The following is a 15725-nucleotide window of genomic DNA, read 5'->3' on the forward strand; positions in this document are numbered from 1 at the left end:
AATGAAATCACCGATCAGCGCGGCACCATGAAGGTGGTCTTCTCACGCACCGCCACTTCAGGTTCATCGGCCTGTCGCTGACGCGTCACCACCATGTCCACCTGATGGGCACCTGTGCCCAACCTGGCAGCGTCCTCAGGTGGGATACGCACCGCCACCGGCACCCAACGCGCTTCGGCCGGCCCCAGAATGATCTCTTCCTGCGCCGTCACCTGGACACGAGGCAGCTTCTCGGCAAACACGCGGAAGCGATGCTCGGATTCCGTGGCATTCATGATCTGGATGCGATAGACGTTCTCGACGAAGCCGTCCTCCACCACCCGACCCAAAGCCCCGCGGTCACGCACGATGTCGACCTTGAAGGGCGTGCGGAAATACAGACTGCCGACAAAGGCCACCACCACCAGGCCCAGAATGGCCGAGTAGACCAGCACGCGCGGACGGGCAATACGTTGCCACATCTGCTTGCGACTCCAACCGCCGTCCATGGCGTTGAGCGTGGCATAGCGGATCAGGCCGCGCGGTGCGCCCATCTTGTCCATCACGCTGTCACACACGTCGATACAGGCGGCACAGCCGATGCATTCGTACTGCAGACCCTTGCGGATGTCGATGCCGGTCGGGCAAACCTGCACGCACAAGGTGCAGTCAATGCAATCGCCCTGCCCCAACGCCGAGGCATCGGCCTTGCGCGAGCGCGAGCCACGGGGCTCGCCGCGCTTTTCGTCATAGCTGATGATGAGCGTGTCGCGGTCGAACATGGCGCTCTGGAAGCGCGCGTAGGGGCACATGTACTTGCACACCTGTTCGCGCATGAAGCCGGCATTGCCATACGTGGCAAAACCATAGAAGCCTGTCCAGAAGATCTCCCAGGGGCCCATGCCCAGTGTGACCACCTCATGCGCCAGCACCTGGATGGGCGTGAAGTAGCCCACGAAGGTGAAGCCCGTCCACAGCGACAGCACGATCCAGCTCAGATGCTTGCCGCCCTTGCGCCAGAGCTTCTCGACAGAAAAACCCGCCTTGTCCAGCTTCATGCGCTTGGGGCGATCACCCTCCCAGCGACGCTCGATCCACAGGAAGATTTCGGTATAGACCGTCTGCGGACAGGCATAACCACACCACAAGCGGCCGGCCACGGCCGTGAAGAGAAAGAGCCCGTAGGCCGAGATGATGAGCAAACCCGTCAGGTAGATGAAGTCCTGCGGATAGAGCACCAGATCGAACAGATAGAAGCGGCGCGTTCCCAGATCGAACAGCACCGCCTGGCGCCCGTTCCAGTTGATCCACGGCATGCCATAGAACACCAACTGCGTGAGAAAGACCAGCGCCCAGCGCCAGTTCATGAACCAGCCCTTGACTTCGCGAGGGTAGATCTTGGGCTGCTTCTGATAGAGCAGCACGGTCTCCTCGCGCCGGCCATCTGCCGCGGCAGCAGCCACCGGCTGAATGGGAATCACACGGCGCGCTGCGTCGTCCTGGGGATCTTTGGAATCGCTCATGATGTATGCACCATCAAAAAACGGTGGCCCTTTCTATACCCCCCAAGGGTATCAGAAAAGCACCACCGTTTCCAGTGTTCAGCACCATCATCCCACTGAATGCCAAGGGTTTCCACTTGGTCAGCAGAAGAGGTGCCAAGCACGATCACTGCTTCTTGTCGCCGCTCTCGCCTTGGGCGGTCTGCGGGGCATTGGACATGCCCCACACGTAGGCAGCCAGCACCTTGATCTGCTCAGGCGTGTAGCGATCCTTCTGGGCCGGCATCACATTGAGCTTGCCCTTGTTGACCATCTCCATGATCGCGCCCTCACCCCAACCGTGCAGCCAGATCTTGTCGGTCAGATTGGGCGCGCCCATGGCCTGATTGCCCTTGCCATCGGCACCGTGACATGCCGCACAGGCCTGGAACTTCTCGCGACCCAGTTGGGCCTTGATGGAGTTGTGGGCGCTGCCCGACAGGCTCAGCACATAGTTGGCCACCTGGCTGACCTCTTCGGCGCCACCGACGGCAGCAGCCATGACAGGCATCTGCCCCTGGCGACCGTTGGTCAGGGTTTCGATGATCTTCTCGGGCGTGCCGCCATACAGCCAGTCCTTGTCCGTCAGGTTGGGGAAGCCCTTGGCACCCCGCGCGTCAGAACCGTGGCAAGCCGCACAGTTGTTCAGGAACAGGCGTTGACCGATTTCATGGGCCTGCGGATCGCGGGCAATGTCCTCGACCGATGCCGTCTTGAACTTGGCATAGACCTGATCTTCGGTGGCCTTGGCCTTCTTGATCTCGTCGTTGTACTGACCGGCCGACGACCAGTTCAGGCTGCCCTTGTTGTCGCCCAGACCGGGGTACATGAACAGGTAGGCCACAGCAAACACCAGGGTGATGATGAACAGCATCAGCCACCAGCGCGGCAGCGGGTTGTTCAACTCCTGCAGATCGCCATCCCACACGTGACCGGTGGTCTTGTCGATGTTGCCCTGGGCATCCCGGATGACCTTGTGGCGCGCTGCGCCGAGCAGAACGCCCACGCAGAACACCAGGCCACCCACCACGATGGCGGCCACATACAGTGCCCAGCCACTCGATACGAAGTCGCTCATTGAGAGCCTCCAATCATTCGTCTGCGAAGGGCAGCTTGGCTGCCTCTTCGAAGTGGGCCTTGTTGGAGCGGGTATAGACCCACACCACAATGCCCACGAACATGCACAGAGACAGCACGGTCACCGCGCTACGCAAAAGTCCGATATCCATGTCCGTCTCCTTGCCTCGTTACTTGACCGCCGTGCCCATGACCTGCAGATAGGCCACCAAAGCATCCATCTCGGTCTTGTCCTTGACCTCATCCGCCGCAGCCTTGACCTCGGCGTCAGAGTAAGGAACACCGACCAGTCGCAGCGCTTCCATGCGGGGCGCCATGCTCTTGGGGTCAATGGTGGCTCCAAGCAACCAGGGGTAAGCCGGCATGTTCGACTCGGGCACCACATCACGCGGGTTGGTCAGGTGAGCCACATGCCATTGATCCGAGTACTTGCCGCCCACGCGATGCAGGTCAGGACCTGTGCGCTTGGAACCCCACTGGAAGGGGTGGTCGTACACGAACTCGCCGGCCATGGAGTAATGACCGTAGCGCAGGGTTTCGGCGCGGAAGGGACGGATCATCTGCGAGTGGCAGTTGTAGCAGCCCTCGCGGATGTAGACGTCACGTCCGGCCAGTTGCAGCGCGGTGTAGGGCTTGACGCCTTCGACCGGTTGCGTGGTGCTGCGCTGGAAGAACAGCGGGACGATTTCGACCAGACCACCGAAGAGGATGACCACGAGGGTCAGCACGATCATTAGGAAGTTGCTGGTCTCGATCTTCTCGTGGGAGAAGAGGGAGGGTTCGTGGTGATTGTTGTTAGCCATTTGTAGCCTCCATCCATCAAGCCGCAGCGGGCTGGGGCACGGACACCGTGGTGGCCTTGCCGGCCGTGGCCGTCATGATGGTGTTCCAGAGCATCAGGATCATGCCGCCCAGGTAGAGCAGACCACCGCCGACACGCAGCACGTAGAAGGGATAGGTTGCCTTCACGCTTTCGACGAAGCTGTAGACCAGGGTGCCGTCAGGGTTGACCGCGCGCCACATCAGGCCTTGCATCACACCGGCGATCCACATCGCGGCGATGTAGAGCACGATGCCGATGGTGGCCACCCAGAAGTGCAGGGAGATGGCCGACACGCTGTACATGGTCTTGCGACCGAACAGACGCGGGATCAGGTAGTAGAGCGACCCCATGGAGATCAGACCCACCCAGCCGAGGGCGCCGGAGTGCACGTGGCCCACGGTCCAGTCGGTGTAGTGAGACAGCGAGTTCACGGTCTTGATCGACATCATCGGGCCCTCGAACGTGGACATGCCGTAGAACGACAGGGACACGATCAGGAACTTCAGGATGGGATCGTCACGCAGTTTGTGCCAGGCACCCGACAGGGTCATGATGCCGTTGATCATGCCGCCCCAGGAGGGTGCCAGCAGGATCAGCGAGAACACCATGCCGACGGATTGAGCCCAGTCAGGCAGCGCGGTGTAGTGCAGGTGGTGAGGACCCGCCCACATGTAGGTGAAGATCAGCGCCCAGAAGTGCACGATCGACAGGCGATACGAGTACACGGGCATGCCGGCCTGCTTGGGGATGAAGTAGTACATCATGCCCAGGAAGCCTGCGGTCAGGAAGAAGCCCACCGCATTGTGCCCGTACCACCACTGGACCATGGCGTCTTGCACACCGGCGTAAGCCGAGTAGCTCTTGGTCAGCGTGACCGGGATGGCAGCACTGTTGACCAGATGCAGCAGGGCCACCGCCAGGATGAAGGCGCCGTAGAACCAGTTGGCCACATAGATGTGACGAACCTTGCGGATGCCCACGGTGCCGAAGAACACGATCGCATAAGCCACCCAGACCAGGGTGATCAGGATGTCGATGGGCCATTCGAGTTCAGCGTATTCTTTGCCCTGAGTCCAGCCCATGGGCAGCGAAATGGCTGCAGCCAGGATGACCAGTTGCCAGCCCCAGAAGGTGAACGATGCCAGCCCATTGGCAAACAGCCGGGTCTGGCAGGTGCGTTGCACCACGTAGTAGGACGTCGCGAACAGCGCACAACCACCGAACGCAAAAATCACCGCGTTGGTGTGCAAAGGCCTGAGCCGACTGTAGGTCAGCCAGGGAATACCGAAGTTCAGTTCGGGCCAGGCCAGTTGGGCTGCAATCAGCACCCCGACGGCCATGCCCACAACACCCCACAACACGGACGCCAAGGCAAATTGCCGGACGACCGTGTCGTTGTAGGTGGCAGAGCGATTGGTTGCCATCTCTAGTTCTCCTATTTCAACAGGCGCTATTGTGAGGGCAAACCAGTAGAGTGACTTGAGGCGGATCAAGTCATGATCTACGGCTTTTCTTGATCTTCCTCAAGAATACGGACAGCCTCTTGGTCAAGGTTGTCGAACTGCCCTCGATGAATGGACCACCCCAGCACGCCCAGAATCAGGAGCACCAGCACGACCGACAGCGGCAAGAGTAGATACAGGATGTCCATGACGTGCTTCAAGAATCCGGGGTGATCAAACGGTTCATTATGGTGCTCTCTTGTGCAGTGCAGCAAGGTTGCACACGCATCAACTTGGTGACACTCTGCCCAATCTCAGTGCATTGAGCATCACGCCCAGGGAACTCAAGGCCATGCCCAGCCCCGCCAGCCACGGGGGCAGATAGCCCATGAGCGCCAGCGGAATGCACACAAAGTTATAGGCAGCGGCCCACATCAGGTTCTGCCGAACGATGTGCAGGGCCCGGCGACTGGTGTCCATGGCCAGCGGCACGCCGCTCAAGCGCCCGCCCAGCACGATGAAGTCGGCCTGCGATTGCGCCAGGGGAGCCCCCTGATCCAGGGCAAAAGAGACGTGGGCGCGCGCCAGCACCGGCGCATCGTTGATGCCGTCACCCACCACCGCCACATGGTGTGTCTTTTGTTGCTCCTGCAACACGGACAACTTGTGCTCCGGCGTTGCAGCAGCACTGGCCACCCGCAATGGCGGAACCAGCGCCATATGTTGCACCAGCGCGACGACACGATCATTGTGATCGCCTGAAAGCACGGCCACATCGGCCCCCAATCGACGCAGATCTTTCAGCGCCGCAGGCGCTTCCTGGCGCATTTTTTCATCCAGAGAAAAACCAAGCACCTGCCCCGCCTGTGGCGCCCCATCCTGGGGCGCCAGCCAGACACGCCCGTCCGACCAGCCGCCCGCCAGATCCAGCAAGCCCACCTCACCCAAGGCCCACCCGGCGGCGCCCAGGCGCCAGCGTCGGCCCTCCGGGTCCTTGGCCTCCAGGCCCAGCCCGGCCTTTTCAGTGACCTCGGACCAGGCAACCCAGCTGGATTCGGCCGGGCCGGACAAGGTGGCCAACGCTTGCGAAAGGGGGTGATGCGACAGGGCCGCCAGCGAAGCGGCGGGCGCGGCCCAGACTTGCTGAGCCGGATCGCCCGACCAGGCATGGACCTCGCCATCGCGCCAGATCCAGTCCACGCTCAAGTGGGCATCCGTCAGGGTGCCCGTTTTGTCGAAGAGCACGGTATCTACAGAGGCCAGGGTCTCCAGCGCATCCAGGCGACGCACCAGCACCCCTCCCCGCGCCAGGCCACCGGCGGCGGCCAGCAGGGCCGAGGGGGCCGCCAGCGACAAAGCACAGGGGCAGGTCACCACCAGCACCGACACGGCCACCCACACGGAGCGGCCCGGATCGATCCACAGCCAGGCCAGCCCGCCCAAGGCGGCCAGACCCAGCACGGCCCACAGGAAGGGGCCGGCAAATCGATCCGCTGTGCGCAGCCATCCTGGCTTTTCAGTGAGGGCCTGGTGCACCAGGGAGACGATCTGCTGGTAGCGGGTATCGGGCCCCAGGCGCTCGATGCGGCACCACACCGGCGAGCCCAGGTTCATGCTGCCTGCCACCACGACCTGGCCGGCCTGCCGAGGCACGGGGCGAGACTCGCCGGTGAGCAGGGCTTCGTCCACCTCGGTCTGACCCAGCACAATCTGCCCGTCCGCCGGGAAAGCTTGGCCCACCGCGATGCGCACATGATCACCCGGACGCAGGGCCGACAGCGGCACGGATTGCACGGCCGCCCTGGCCAGATCGGCCTCCGCGCTCACGGCATCCACCGACCGTTCGACGGCCTCCGGCAAACGACTGCACAGTGCCTCCAGGGACTGCGTCACCTTCTCGCGCGCCCGCCCTTCCAGCCACCGCCCTCCCAGCAGGAAGGTGACAAACATGGTGAGCGAATCGAAATAGGCATCCTGCCCCAGCCAGTCGGTGTGGCCGAAGGTCACGCCGGTGCTGACGCCGAACATGGCGGCGATGCCCAGCGCCACCGGCGTGTCCATGGAAATGCGCCCATGCTTGAGCGCCGCCCAGGCCCCGGCAAAAAAGGGCCCGCAGGAAAAGGTCATGACCGGCAGACTGATCACCCAGCTGGACCAGTTCATCAGGCGCCAGATGTCGGCCGGGATGTCCTCGGGTCCCGCCACGTACTGGGCCGTGGTCACCATCATCACCTGCATCATGCAGAAAGCCGCCACCAGCAGACGCCACAGGAGCTTGCGCTGGACCTGAAGCCGCTCGCTCAGTGCCCGGGCACCCGCATCGGGCCAGGCCCGGTAACCCTGGGCCTGCACGGCCCGGATCAGATCCGACAGCTTGACCTGCCCAGGCTGCAGGGTGATGCGCGCCCGCTGGGTCGCCCCCTGGACCTGAACCTCACGAACCCCCGGCACGCGCGCCAGGGCATGCTCGATGGTGATGGCGCAGGCCGCGCAGTACATGCCCGACAAGCCCAGACCGATGGGCACACTGCCATCTGCACCCCGAGGCCCCACCTGGCACTGCTGCATCACGGCCGGATCGTCCACGCCAGCGGCCTGCGCATCGCTCAGGTGGACGGGCGGGAGCGGCGGGCGATCACTGTCGGCCAAGGGCGGCGGTGCTGCGTTAGGGGTCGAGGTAGAAACAGATGGACTCATGGGGCTGCGACACTCTAGGCCCAAACGTCGGCAACAGCCCGGACCAGGATCAACTCAATGGCACAAATTGTCTTGCAAGAACGTATTGCCCGCTCGACCTCGTGGCTGAAGGGCCTGGCCCTGGCGGGCCTGTTGCTGGGAGCATCGCTCCCGGCGCACGCTCAGATGGGTCTGCCCACCGGCCCGCAAAGGCTGCCGGCCATCCAGTTGCGCGCCGGGATGCACCTGATCAAGGCCGAAGTGGCCCAGACGCCGCGCGAGCAGCAGATCGGCTTGATGAACCGCAGCAGCATGGGGGTCAACGAAGGCATGCTCTTCGTCTTCCCTCAGGCCAGCAAGCAGTGCTTCTGGATGAAAAACACGCTCATCCCGCTGGCCATCGCCTTTGTGGCGGACGACGGCAGCATCGTGAACATCGACGAAATGCAGCCTCAGACCGAGAACAACCACTGCTCGGCCAAGCCGGTGCGCTTCGTGCTGGAGATGAACAAGGGCTGGTTTGCCAAGCGTGGCATCAAGGAAGGCGACAAGCTGGCCGGTGAGCCTTTCAGCCCAACGCCTTGATGACTGAGCTCAGATGAGAGCATCTGATCATCACTCAATTATTCCAATAAGGAATAAGCAACTTATAAATAAGTAGTTCTCATATATATAGAGCACCACTACATTTCAGCCTGCATTCACCTGCCCTTCACCTCTGAGGGGCGTGAGCAAGCAACCGAAGTGCATAGATGATGCTGGACTGGACCGCCATAGCTGCTGGCGCAGGCGTGGGATTGATCGTGGGGCTGACTGGTGTCGGCGGCGGGTCTTTGATGACCCCGCTGCTGATCTCGGTCTTCCATCTGGACAAGGCCGTGGCCATTGGCACAGACCTGTGGTTTGCCGGCCTGACCAAGGTTTCTGGCTCCGTGGCGCACCACCGCGAAGGCCACGTCGACTACCACATCACCAAGAAACTGCTGATGGGCAGCATCCCGGCCACCATCCTGACCATGGCTTACATGCACATGGAAGGGATCAGCAAGAGTGGTGACAGCGTGCTGGCCTATGCCTTGGGAATTGCGCTACTGCTGACGGCGGTGACCGTGGCCTTCCGCCCACTGTGGCACAAGGTCGGCATCTGGCTGGAGCGATACATCACCCGTGAGCGCCGCCCTGTGCTGACCGTGATGTGCGGCGCGGTCCTGGGCGTGCTCGTGTCACTGAGCTCCATCGGTGCAGGTGCGCTTGGCGCCACCATGATCTTGCTGCTCTACCCCCGCCTGGACATGAAACGCCTGGTGGGCACCGACATCGCGCACGCCGTACCTTTGACCATCGTGGCAGGTATTGGCCATGCGTCCCTGGGCAATGTCCACTGGATGCTGCTGATTGAACTGCTGGCTGGCTCACTCCCCGGAATATGGGTGGGCGCCAAATTGACCAAGCATTTGCCTGACACAATCACGCGCTTTGCGCTGTGCGCGTGTCTGGTGGTTGCTGCCCGCAAGGTGCTGCTGTCCGCCTGAGGCGGCAACACCCCTACAGACCGAAGAATCCGTTTTCTTTGACACATTGACAGCCGGCTTCATCACCGGACCGATGCCATGTATCAGTACACCGAATTTGACAAACAGTTCGTCCGCCAGCGCGCGGCGCAATTCCGCGACCAGTTGGAGCGCAATCTGGCCGGCAAGCTGGGTGACGACGAGTTCCGTCCCCTGCGGCTGCAAAACGGCTGGTATGTCCAGCGCCATGCGCCCATGCTTCGGGTGGCCGTGCCTTATGGCGAGCTGTCGTCCACCCAGCTGCGCCAGTTGGCCCGCATCGCCCGCGAGTTCGACCGCGGCTATGCCCACTTCACGACGCGCCAGAACGTCCAGTACAACTGGATCCCCCTGAGCCGCAGTGCCGACGTGATGGACCTGCTGGCCGAAGTCAACATGCACGGCATCCAGACCTCGGGCAACTGCATCCGCAACATCACGGCCGATGCCATGGTGGGCGTGGCCGAAGACGAGATCATCGACGCCCGTCCTTACTGTGAGGTGCTGCGCCAGTGGTCGACCCTGCACCCCGAGTTCGCCTTCCTGCCCCGCAAGTTCAAGATCGCCGTGAGCGGCGCCAAGGAAGACCGTGCCGCCATCTACTGGCATGACATCGGCCTGCAACTGGTCAAGAACGACGCCGGTGAGGTCGGCTTCAAGGTGATCGTCGGTGGTGGCATGGGTCGCACCCCCATCACGGGTTCGGTCATCAACAGCTTCGTGCCCTGGCAGCAAATCCTGGTCTACATCGAAGCCATCGTGCGGGTCTACAACCGCTACGGCCGCCGCGACAATATGTACAAGGCCCGCATCAAGATCCTGGTCAAGGCCGAAGGACAGAAGTTCTTCGATCAGGTCAATGCGGAGTTCGAGGCCATCCTCAGCCGCGATCTGGACGGCGCCGCCCACCTGATCCCCCAGGCCGAGTTCGATCGCGTCAACGCCGGCTTTGTCTACCCTGCATCGGTGCAGGCTCACACACCGGCCGGCAACGGCCTGCCCTCCGACGCCTCCGAGCAGGACAAGACCCAGTTCGGCAAGTGGCTGGAGCGCAATGTGCGCGGCCACAAGGTGCAGGGTTACAAGAACGTGCACCTGTCGGTCAAGCGCGTGGGCCAGGCCCCCGGTGATGTCACCGATCAGCAGATGGATGCGATCGCCGACATGGCCGACCGTTTCAGCTGCGGCGAGCTGCGTGTGACCCACGACCAGAACGCCCTGCTGCCCTTCGTGCGCGAAGAAGACCTGTTTGCCCTGTGGCAGGCTGCCAAGGCGGCCACGCTGGCCTCGGCCAACATCGGTTTGCTCAGCGACATGATCGCCTGCCCGGGTGGTGACTTCTGCGCCCTGGCCAATGCCCGCTCCATCCCGATTGCCAACGAGCTGATCGAGCGCTACCAGAGCCTGGACGAGCTCTACGACATCGGCGAGATCGACCTGCACATCTCCGGCTGCATCAACTCCTGCGGCCACCACCACACGGGCCACATTGGCATCCTGGGCGTGGACAAGGATGGCACCGAGTGGTACCAGGTCACCCTCGGAGGCTCGGACGGCTCGGACCATGCACCCACCAGCGCCGCAGGCAAGGTGATCGGCCCCTCGTTCGCCGCTGACGAAGTCAGCGACGTGATCGAGGCCGTGATCGAAACCTACAAGGACCAGCGCGCCGCGAACGAGAAGTTCATCGACACGGTCCAGCGCATCGGGCTGGACCCTTTCAAGGCCGCGGCCAATGCCGTGCGTCGCTCGACCGCCAAAGATTCCGCCAAGGCAGCCTGATATGAAATTCATCGAACTCCCTCACGACCAGTGGCACACGGTGGGTGGCGAAGACGGTCCCATGTCGCACCCGCCCATCAAGAGCCACAGCCTGCTGACCCTGGGCCAGTGGCATGCCGTGCGCGAACAATGGCCCGCGCAGGGCTGCGCCGACTACAAGCCTGTGGGCGTGATCCTGAGCAACGACACCGACATCGAAGTCCTCGAAACCGATGTGCCCAAGCTGGCCCTGGTGGTGCTGCAGTTCCCCAAGTGGGTGGACGGCCGCGCCTACACGCAAGCCCACATCCTGCGTTCGCGGTACCGCTTCCAGGGCGAGATCCGCGCCACCGGCGAAGTGCTGGTGGACATGATGCCCTTGCTGGCCCGCACCGGCTTTGATGCCGTGGTGCTGCGCGGCGATCAGGACCGTGCCGCCGCCGAGCGTGCCTTGAGCTTCTTTGCGCCTCGCGGCCACTACCAGGGCGACGTCAAGGTGACCAAGCCCGTGTTCGGTCGCGCGGCCTGATGCCAGGAGACTGCAGATGAGCGAAACCTCCTCCCTGTTGGGTGGCCCGGCCCCTGCCGGCTCGGCCATCACTCTGTACAACCACCCAAGTGCCGACTACGCGGCCAAGGTGCAGGCCACCCTCGAACTGCTCAAGGCCGCCGCCATCGAGCACCCGGGCAAGGTCGTGCAAGCCACCAGCCTGGGCGTGGAAGACATGATCGTCACCGATCTGATCGCACGCCACCGCTTGCCCATCGCCATCGGCACCCTGGAAACCGGCGCACTGCACCCCGAGACCGTGTCCCTGATCGGCACGATCGAGACGCACTACGCCGACGCTGGCATCCACGTCGAGGTCTACCAGCCGGTGGCCGAGGCCGTGATCGAGTTCGTCCAGAAGAACGGCGACAAGGCCATGTACGAGAGCATCGATCTGCGCAAGGCCTGCTGCGGCATCCGCAAGCTCGAGCCCCTGGGCCGCATGCTGGCCGAGCGTTCGGCCTGGATCACCGGCCTGCGTCGCGAGCAATCCAACAACCGTGGCGACATGGCCGCGCGCGAGCAGGACGACAAGGGCCGTGCCAAGTTCAACCCGATGATCGAGTGGACCTGGGGCGATGTGTGGCACTACGTGTCCGTGAACCACGTGCCTTACAACCCCCTGCACGACCAGTTCATGCCCAGCATCGGCTGCGCCCCCTGCACCCGCGCCATCGCCGTGGGCGAGGACTTCCGCGCTGGCCGCTGGTGGTGGGAGGACGAGAAGGCCAAGGAATGCGGCCTGCACGTCCACCAGAAATGAATTCCAAGAGTGAGTAAAACGATGAACGCCCCCGTGAACGTGAACCAATTGCTGGCGGATGTGGACCACCGCCACCTGGACGCCCTGGAAGAAGAGGCCATCTTCATCCTGCGTGAAGTGGCCGCCAGCTTCGAGCGCCCTGCCCTGCTGTTTTCCAGCGGCAAGGACTCGTGTGTGGTGCTGCATCTGGCCGAAAAGGCCTTCAAGATGAAGAACGCGCAAGGCCGGCTGGAGGGCAAGCTGCCCTTCCCGCTGCTGCACGTCGACACCGGCCACAACTTCCCCGAAGTGATCGAGTTCCGCGAACAGCGCGTGGCCGAGATCGGTGAGCGCCTGATCGTGGCGCACATGGACGAGTCCATCAAGAAGGGCACCGTGCGCCTGGCTCACCCGCTGGAGTCACGCAACGGCCACCAGACGGTGACTTTGCTCGAAGCCATCGAGGACAACCGCTTTGACTGCCTGATCGGTGGCGCCCGCCGCGACGAAGAGAAGGCCCGCGCCAAGGAACGCATCTTCAGCCACCGCGACAGCTTTGGTCAGTGGCAGCCCAAGGAGCAGCGCCCCGAGCTGTGGAGCCTGTTCAACACCCGCATCAAGCCGGGTGAGCACTTCCGCGCCTTCCCGATCAGCAACTGGACCGAGCTGGACGTGTGGCTCTACATCGCTCGCGAAGGCATCCCCCTGCCAGGCATCTACTTCAAGCATCCCCGCCAGGTGATGCGCCGCAAGGGCCTGCTGGTGCCTCTGACCGAGGTCACGCCGGCCCTGGAAGGCGAGACCATCGAGACGGTGGACGTGCGCTTCCGCACCGTGGGTGACATGACCTGCACCTGCCCTGTCGAAAGCGATGCCGCCAGCCCGGCCGACATCGTCGCCGAGACCCTGCACGTGACCGTGAGCGAGCGTGGCGCCACCCGCATGGACGACCGCACGTCCGAGGCCTCGATGGAGCGCCGCAAGAAGGAAGGTTATTTCTGATGAACACCGTAGTTGAAAACCACGCCAAGGACGAACTGGCACACAAGGCCCTGCGCTTTCTGACGGCAGGCAGCGTGGACGATGGCAAGAGCACCCTGATCGGTCGCCTGCTGTTCGACAGCCGCGCCATCCTGGCCGACCAGCTCGACGCGCTGGAAAAGCGCGCCGCCGGTGCGCCCATCGACCTGTCCCTGCTGACCGACGGTCTGGAGGCCGAGCGCGAACAAGGCATCACCATCGATGTGGCCTACCGCTACTTCGCCACCAAGACGCGCAAGTTCATCATTGCCGATGCCCCGGGCCATGAGCAGTACACCCGCAACATGGTGACGGCAGCCGCCGGCTCGGACGCCGCGGTCGTGCTGGTGGACATCACCAAGATCGACTGGAAGGCGTCGCCCGTGCCCCTGCTGGCCCAGACCCGCCGCCACAGCCTGCTGGCCCAGCTGCTGCGTGTGCCCTCCATCGTGTTCGCCATCAACAAGCTGGACGCGATCGACGAAGACACCGAAACGGCCTTCCACAACGTCAAGGCCTCCCTGGAAGCCTTTGCCGAGCAAGCCGGCATCACCAGCAAGGGCGTGATCCCCGTGTCCGCCCTGCGCGGCGACAACGTGACCACCCCCAGCGCCAACTGGCCCTGGTACCAGGGCCCCACCCTGCTGCAGGTGCTCGAAGAGCTGCCCGTGACCGACGAGCGCCACGATGGCTCTCTGCTGCACCCCGTGCAGTACGTGACCCGCGACAGCGTCGGCGAGGGCGAGGCCTCTGCCAGCGGCACCGGCCATCAGTACCGCGCTTTCTGGGGCCGCATTGCCCACGGCAGCGTCAAGGCCGGCGACGAAGTGCAGATCTTCCCGAGTGGCGAGACCGCCATCGTGGCCGAAGTGCGCCATTCGGCCGAAGTGGTGGCCTCGTGCGAAGCCGGTCAGTCGGCCGGCATCGTGCTGGACCGCCAGGTCGACATCTCGCGCGGTGACTGGATCCACACCCCCGGTGGCATCCAGCCCACGGACACCTTCACGGCCACCCTGGCCTGGCTGGACACCGAGCCCGCCGTGCTGGGTCGCAAGTACTGGGTGCGCCACGGCAACCGCTGGGTGCAGGCCCGCATCACATCCATCGACAACCGCCTGGACATCCACACCCTGGAAGACCAGGACGCGCACGAGCTGGCTGTCAACGAGATCGGCCGCGTGCAGATCCAGACGCAGCAGCCCCTGCCAGTCGAGCCCTACCTGGACAACCGCGTGGGCGGCGCCCTGATCGTCGTGGATCCCACCACGAACCGCACCAGTGGTGCGCTTTTGGTCAAGGCCGCCTGAGCGGATCGCTGGCAGACTTCGTCCATGTCATCACACACACCACCCTCTGCCAGCGTGCCCAGCGCCCGTGTCGTCTTCATTGGCGCCGGGCCGGGTGAATCCGATCTGATCACCGTGCGTGGCGCCCGCCTGCTGGCGCAAGCCAAGGTGGTGCTCTACGACGCCCTGGCCGACCCCACGCTGCGGGACATGGCACCGGGTGCGCAGTGGATCGACGTGGGCAAGCGGGGCTTCTCCGGCCAGCCCGGCAGTGATTTCAATGGCCAGACACGCATCAACCGTCTGCTGGTCGAGCACGCCGTGTCCGTCGGTGCCGAACACGGTGCCCAGGCCGTGGTGGCCCGCCTCAAGGGCGGTGACCCCAGCCTGTTTGGCCGCCTGGAAGAAGAGCTGCACGCCCTGCGCGAGGCCGGCGTCACCTCCGAAGTGGTGCCGGGTGTGACCGCGGCCCTGGCGGCGGCGGCGGCCACGCAACGCCCACTGACCCGCCGTGGCACGGGCCGCAGCGTCAGCTTCACCACGGCCATGACGCGCACGGGTGACCTGCAATGCGGCATGGGCCCAGGGCAGCGCGCCGACACCGAAGTCTTCTACATGGCCGGACGCCAACTGGCCCCACTGTCCAAAGGACTGCTCGACGCTGGCTGGGCGCCTGAGACCGAGGTGAGCGTGGTCTCGCGTGCCGGCTGGCCCGACATGCGCCACACCCTGCACACGGTGGCCAGCCTGGACGATGCCAGCGCCATCCATGCCGGGCGCCCAACCCTGGTCATCGTGGGGGCTGGCGCCACCGCACTACCTGATCAACCTTTGACCCATATCTCCCTTTGTGGAGAAGGCCCAGCGACGGCGGGCCCCGAGGCCCCGTAAAATCGCGGCAATCCCTTTCAACCCGAATACTCCAAGAGATCTGACATGACCCACGTCGTCACCGAAGCCTGCATCCAATGCAAATACACGGACTGTGTGGACGTGTGCCCGGTGGACTGCTTCCGCGAAGGCCCCAACTTCCTCGTCATCGACCCCGATGAGTGCATCGACTGTGCCGTCTGCATCCCCGAATGCCCCGTGAACGCCATCGTCCCTGAAGAGGACGTGCCGGGCAACCAGCAGCAGTACATCAAGATCAATGCCGATCTGGCCAAGTCCTGGCCCAGCATCACCAAGCGCAAGGATGCCCTGCCCACGGCCGATGAGTGGAAGGACAAGACCGGCAAGCTCGATCAGTTGATCCGCTGATCGACGCCGCAGGAACAC

Annotated in this window: 16 protein-coding genes; 9 read left to right on the plus strand and 7 right to left on the minus strand. The window is 63.6% G+C overall.

The features are described 5' to 3' along the window. Nucleotides 1-14 precede the first annotated feature (14 nt). The 7 genes from ccoG to VFW84_RS09110 form a co-directional block, all read right to left on the minus strand. Nucleotides 15-1502 carry a cytochrome c oxidase accessory protein CcoG gene (gene ccoG, locus VFW84_RS09080; RefSeq protein WP_329680131.1) on the minus strand — a complete coding sequence of 496 codons (1488 nt, stop codon included), beginning with the start codon at nucleotides 1500-1502 and terminating at the stop codon, nucleotides 15-17. Nucleotides 1503-1647: 145 nt separating this feature from the next. After that, nucleotides 1648-2598, minus strand: coding sequence for a cytochrome-c oxidase, cbb3-type subunit III (gene ccoP, locus VFW84_RS09085; RefSeq protein ID WP_329680132.1), 951 nt, complete (start codon nucleotides 2596-2598; stop codon nucleotides 1648-1650). A 13-nt stretch (nucleotides 2599-2611) separates the two neighbouring features. Then, nucleotides 2612-2749 (minus strand): cbb3-type cytochrome c oxidase subunit 3, encoded by a 138-nt coding sequence (locus tag VFW84_RS09090; RefSeq protein WP_329680133.1) that lies wholly within the window; start codon nucleotides 2747-2749, stop codon nucleotides 2612-2614. Between the two features lie 18 nt (nucleotides 2750-2767). After that, nucleotides 2768-3400: a cytochrome-c oxidase, cbb3-type subunit II gene (gene ccoO / locus VFW84_RS09095; RefSeq protein ID WP_329680134.1), complete on the minus strand. Its 633-nt coding sequence runs from the start codon at nucleotides 3398-3400 to the stop codon at nucleotides 2768-2770. Nucleotides 3401-3416: 16 nt separating this feature from the next. Next, a complete protein-coding gene (gene ccoN, locus VFW84_RS09100) occupies nucleotides 3417-4844 on the minus strand; it encodes a cytochrome-c oxidase, cbb3-type subunit I (protein ID WP_329680135.1) in 1428 nt (475 codons plus the stop codon). A 77-nt stretch (nucleotides 4845-4921) separates the two neighbouring features. After that, nucleotides 4922-5071: a cbb3-type cytochrome oxidase assembly protein CcoS gene (gene ccoS / locus VFW84_RS09105; RefSeq protein WP_329680136.1), complete on the minus strand. Its 150-nt coding sequence runs from the start codon at nucleotides 5069-5071 to the stop codon at nucleotides 4922-4924. 79 nt (nucleotides 5072-5150) lie between these two features. Beyond that, entirely contained in the window at nucleotides 5151-7511 is a 2361-nt protein-coding gene (locus VFW84_RS09110) for a cation-translocating P-type ATPase (RefSeq protein WP_329680137.1), read from the minus strand. Between the two features lie 105 nt (nucleotides 7512-7616). Here VFW84_RS09110 and VFW84_RS09115 point away from each other — a divergent pair, with 105 nt between their 5' ends. From VFW84_RS09115 to fdxA, 9 genes are all read left to right on the plus strand, one after another. Further along, nucleotides 7617-8123 (plus strand): DUF192 domain-containing protein, encoded by a 507-nt coding sequence (locus VFW84_RS09115; RefSeq protein WP_329680138.1) that lies wholly within the window; start codon nucleotides 7617-7619, stop codon nucleotides 8121-8123. Nucleotides 8124-8293: 170 nt separating this feature from the next. Then, nucleotides 8294-9070, plus strand: coding sequence for a sulfite exporter TauE/SafE family protein (locus tag VFW84_RS09120; protein WP_329680174.1), 777 nt, complete (start codon nucleotides 8294-8296; stop codon nucleotides 9068-9070). A gap of 78 nt (nucleotides 9071-9148) precedes the next feature. Continuing rightward, entirely contained in the window at nucleotides 9149-10870 is a 1722-nt protein-coding gene (locus VFW84_RS09125) for a nitrite/sulfite reductase (protein ID WP_329680139.1), read from the plus strand. Nucleotide 10871: 1 nt separating this feature from the next. Next, the gene (locus VFW84_RS09130; protein WP_329680140.1) at nucleotides 10872-11378 is read left to right on the plus strand and encodes a DUF934 domain-containing protein; all 507 of its coding nucleotides are present in this window, start codon (nucleotides 10872-10874) and stop codon (nucleotides 11376-11378) included. 16 nt (nucleotides 11379-11394) lie between these two features. Further along, the gene (locus tag VFW84_RS09135) at nucleotides 11395-12162 is read left to right on the plus strand and encodes a phosphoadenylyl-sulfate reductase (protein WP_329680141.1); all 768 of its coding nucleotides are present in this window, start codon (nucleotides 11395-11397) and stop codon (nucleotides 12160-12162) included. A 21-nt stretch (nucleotides 12163-12183) separates the two neighbouring features. Beyond that, nucleotides 12184-13143: a sulfate adenylyltransferase subunit CysD gene (cysD, locus tag VFW84_RS09140; protein WP_329680142.1), complete on the plus strand. Its 960-nt coding sequence runs from the start codon at nucleotides 12184-12186 to the stop codon at nucleotides 13141-13143. Continuing rightward, complete coding sequence (locus VFW84_RS09145; RefSeq protein ID WP_329680143.1) at nucleotides 13143-14468, plus strand: sulfate adenylyltransferase subunit 1; 1326 nt, start codon at nucleotides 13143-13145, stop codon at nucleotides 14466-14468. The genes cysD and VFW84_RS09145 overlap by 1 nt, the downstream gene beginning before the upstream one ends. 24 nt (nucleotides 14469-14492) lie before the next feature. After that, the gene (gene cobA, locus VFW84_RS09150) at nucleotides 14493-15338 is read left to right on the plus strand and encodes a uroporphyrinogen-III C-methyltransferase (RefSeq protein ID WP_329680144.1); all 846 of its coding nucleotides are present in this window, start codon (nucleotides 14493-14495) and stop codon (nucleotides 15336-15338) included. A gap of 45 nt (nucleotides 15339-15383) precedes the next feature. Further along, nucleotides 15384-15707: a ferredoxin FdxA gene (gene fdxA / locus VFW84_RS09155; protein WP_329680145.1), complete on the plus strand. Its 324-nt coding sequence runs from the start codon at nucleotides 15384-15386 to the stop codon at nucleotides 15705-15707. Nucleotides 15708-15725 lie beyond the last annotated feature (18 nt).

The sequence above is a fragment of the Aquabacterium sp. genome (genome assembly GCF_036279655.1).
Taxonomy (GTDB): Bacteria; Pseudomonadota; Gammaproteobacteria; order Burkholderiales; family Burkholderiaceae_C; genus Aquabacterium.

What these genes read in the sequence shown, in the direction of transcription:
- ccoG (WP_329680131.1), bottom strand. Translation starts at nt 1,502, where the DNA reads ATGAGCGATTCCAAAGATCCCCAGGACGACGCAGCGCGCCGTGTGATT.
- ccoP (WP_329680132.1), bottom strand. Translation starts at nt 2,598, where the DNA reads ATGAGCGACTTCGTATCGAGTGGCTGGGCACTGTATGTGGCCGCCATC.
- VFW84_RS09090 (WP_329680133.1), bottom strand. Translation starts at nt 2,749, where the DNA reads ATGGATATCGGACTTTTGCGTAGCGCGGTGACCGTGCTGTCTCTGTGC.
- ccoO (WP_329680134.1), bottom strand. Translation starts at nt 3,400, where the DNA reads ATGGCTAACAACAATCACCACGAACCCTCCCTCTTCTCCCACGAGAAG.
- ccoN (WP_329680135.1), bottom strand. Translation starts at nt 4,844, where the DNA reads ATGGCAACCAATCGCTCTGCCACCTACAACGACACGGTCGTCCGGCAA.
- ccoS (WP_329680136.1), bottom strand. Translation starts at nt 5,071, where the DNA reads ATGGACATCCTGTATCTACTCTTGCCGCTGTCGGTCGTGCTGGTGCTC.
- VFW84_RS09115 (WP_329680138.1), top strand. Translation starts at nt 7,617, where the DNA reads ATGGCACAAATTGTCTTGCAAGAACGTATTGCCCGCTCGACCTCGTGG.
- VFW84_RS09120 (WP_329680174.1), top strand. Translation starts at nt 8,294, where the DNA reads ATGCTGGACTGGACCGCCATAGCTGCTGGCGCAGGCGTGGGATTGATC.
- VFW84_RS09125 (WP_329680139.1), top strand. Translation starts at nt 9,149, where the DNA reads ATGTATCAGTACACCGAATTTGACAAACAGTTCGTCCGCCAGCGCGCG.
- VFW84_RS09130 (WP_329680140.1), top strand. Translation starts at nt 10,872, where the DNA reads ATGAAATTCATCGAACTCCCTCACGACCAGTGGCACACGGTGGGTGGC.
- VFW84_RS09135 (WP_329680141.1), top strand. Translation starts at nt 11,395, where the DNA reads ATGAGCGAAACCTCCTCCCTGTTGGGTGGCCCGGCCCCTGCCGGCTCG.
- cysD (WP_329680142.1), top strand. Translation starts at nt 12,184, where the DNA reads ATGAACGCCCCCGTGAACGTGAACCAATTGCTGGCGGATGTGGACCAC.
- VFW84_RS09145 (WP_329680143.1), top strand. Translation starts at nt 13,143, where the DNA reads ATGAACACCGTAGTTGAAAACCACGCCAAGGACGAACTGGCACACAAG.
- cobA (WP_329680144.1), top strand. Translation starts at nt 14,493, where the DNA reads ATGTCATCACACACACCACCCTCTGCCAGCGTGCCCAGCGCCCGTGTC.
- fdxA (WP_329680145.1), top strand. Translation starts at nt 15,384, where the DNA reads ATGACCCACGTCGTCACCGAAGCCTGCATCCAATGCAAATACACGGAC.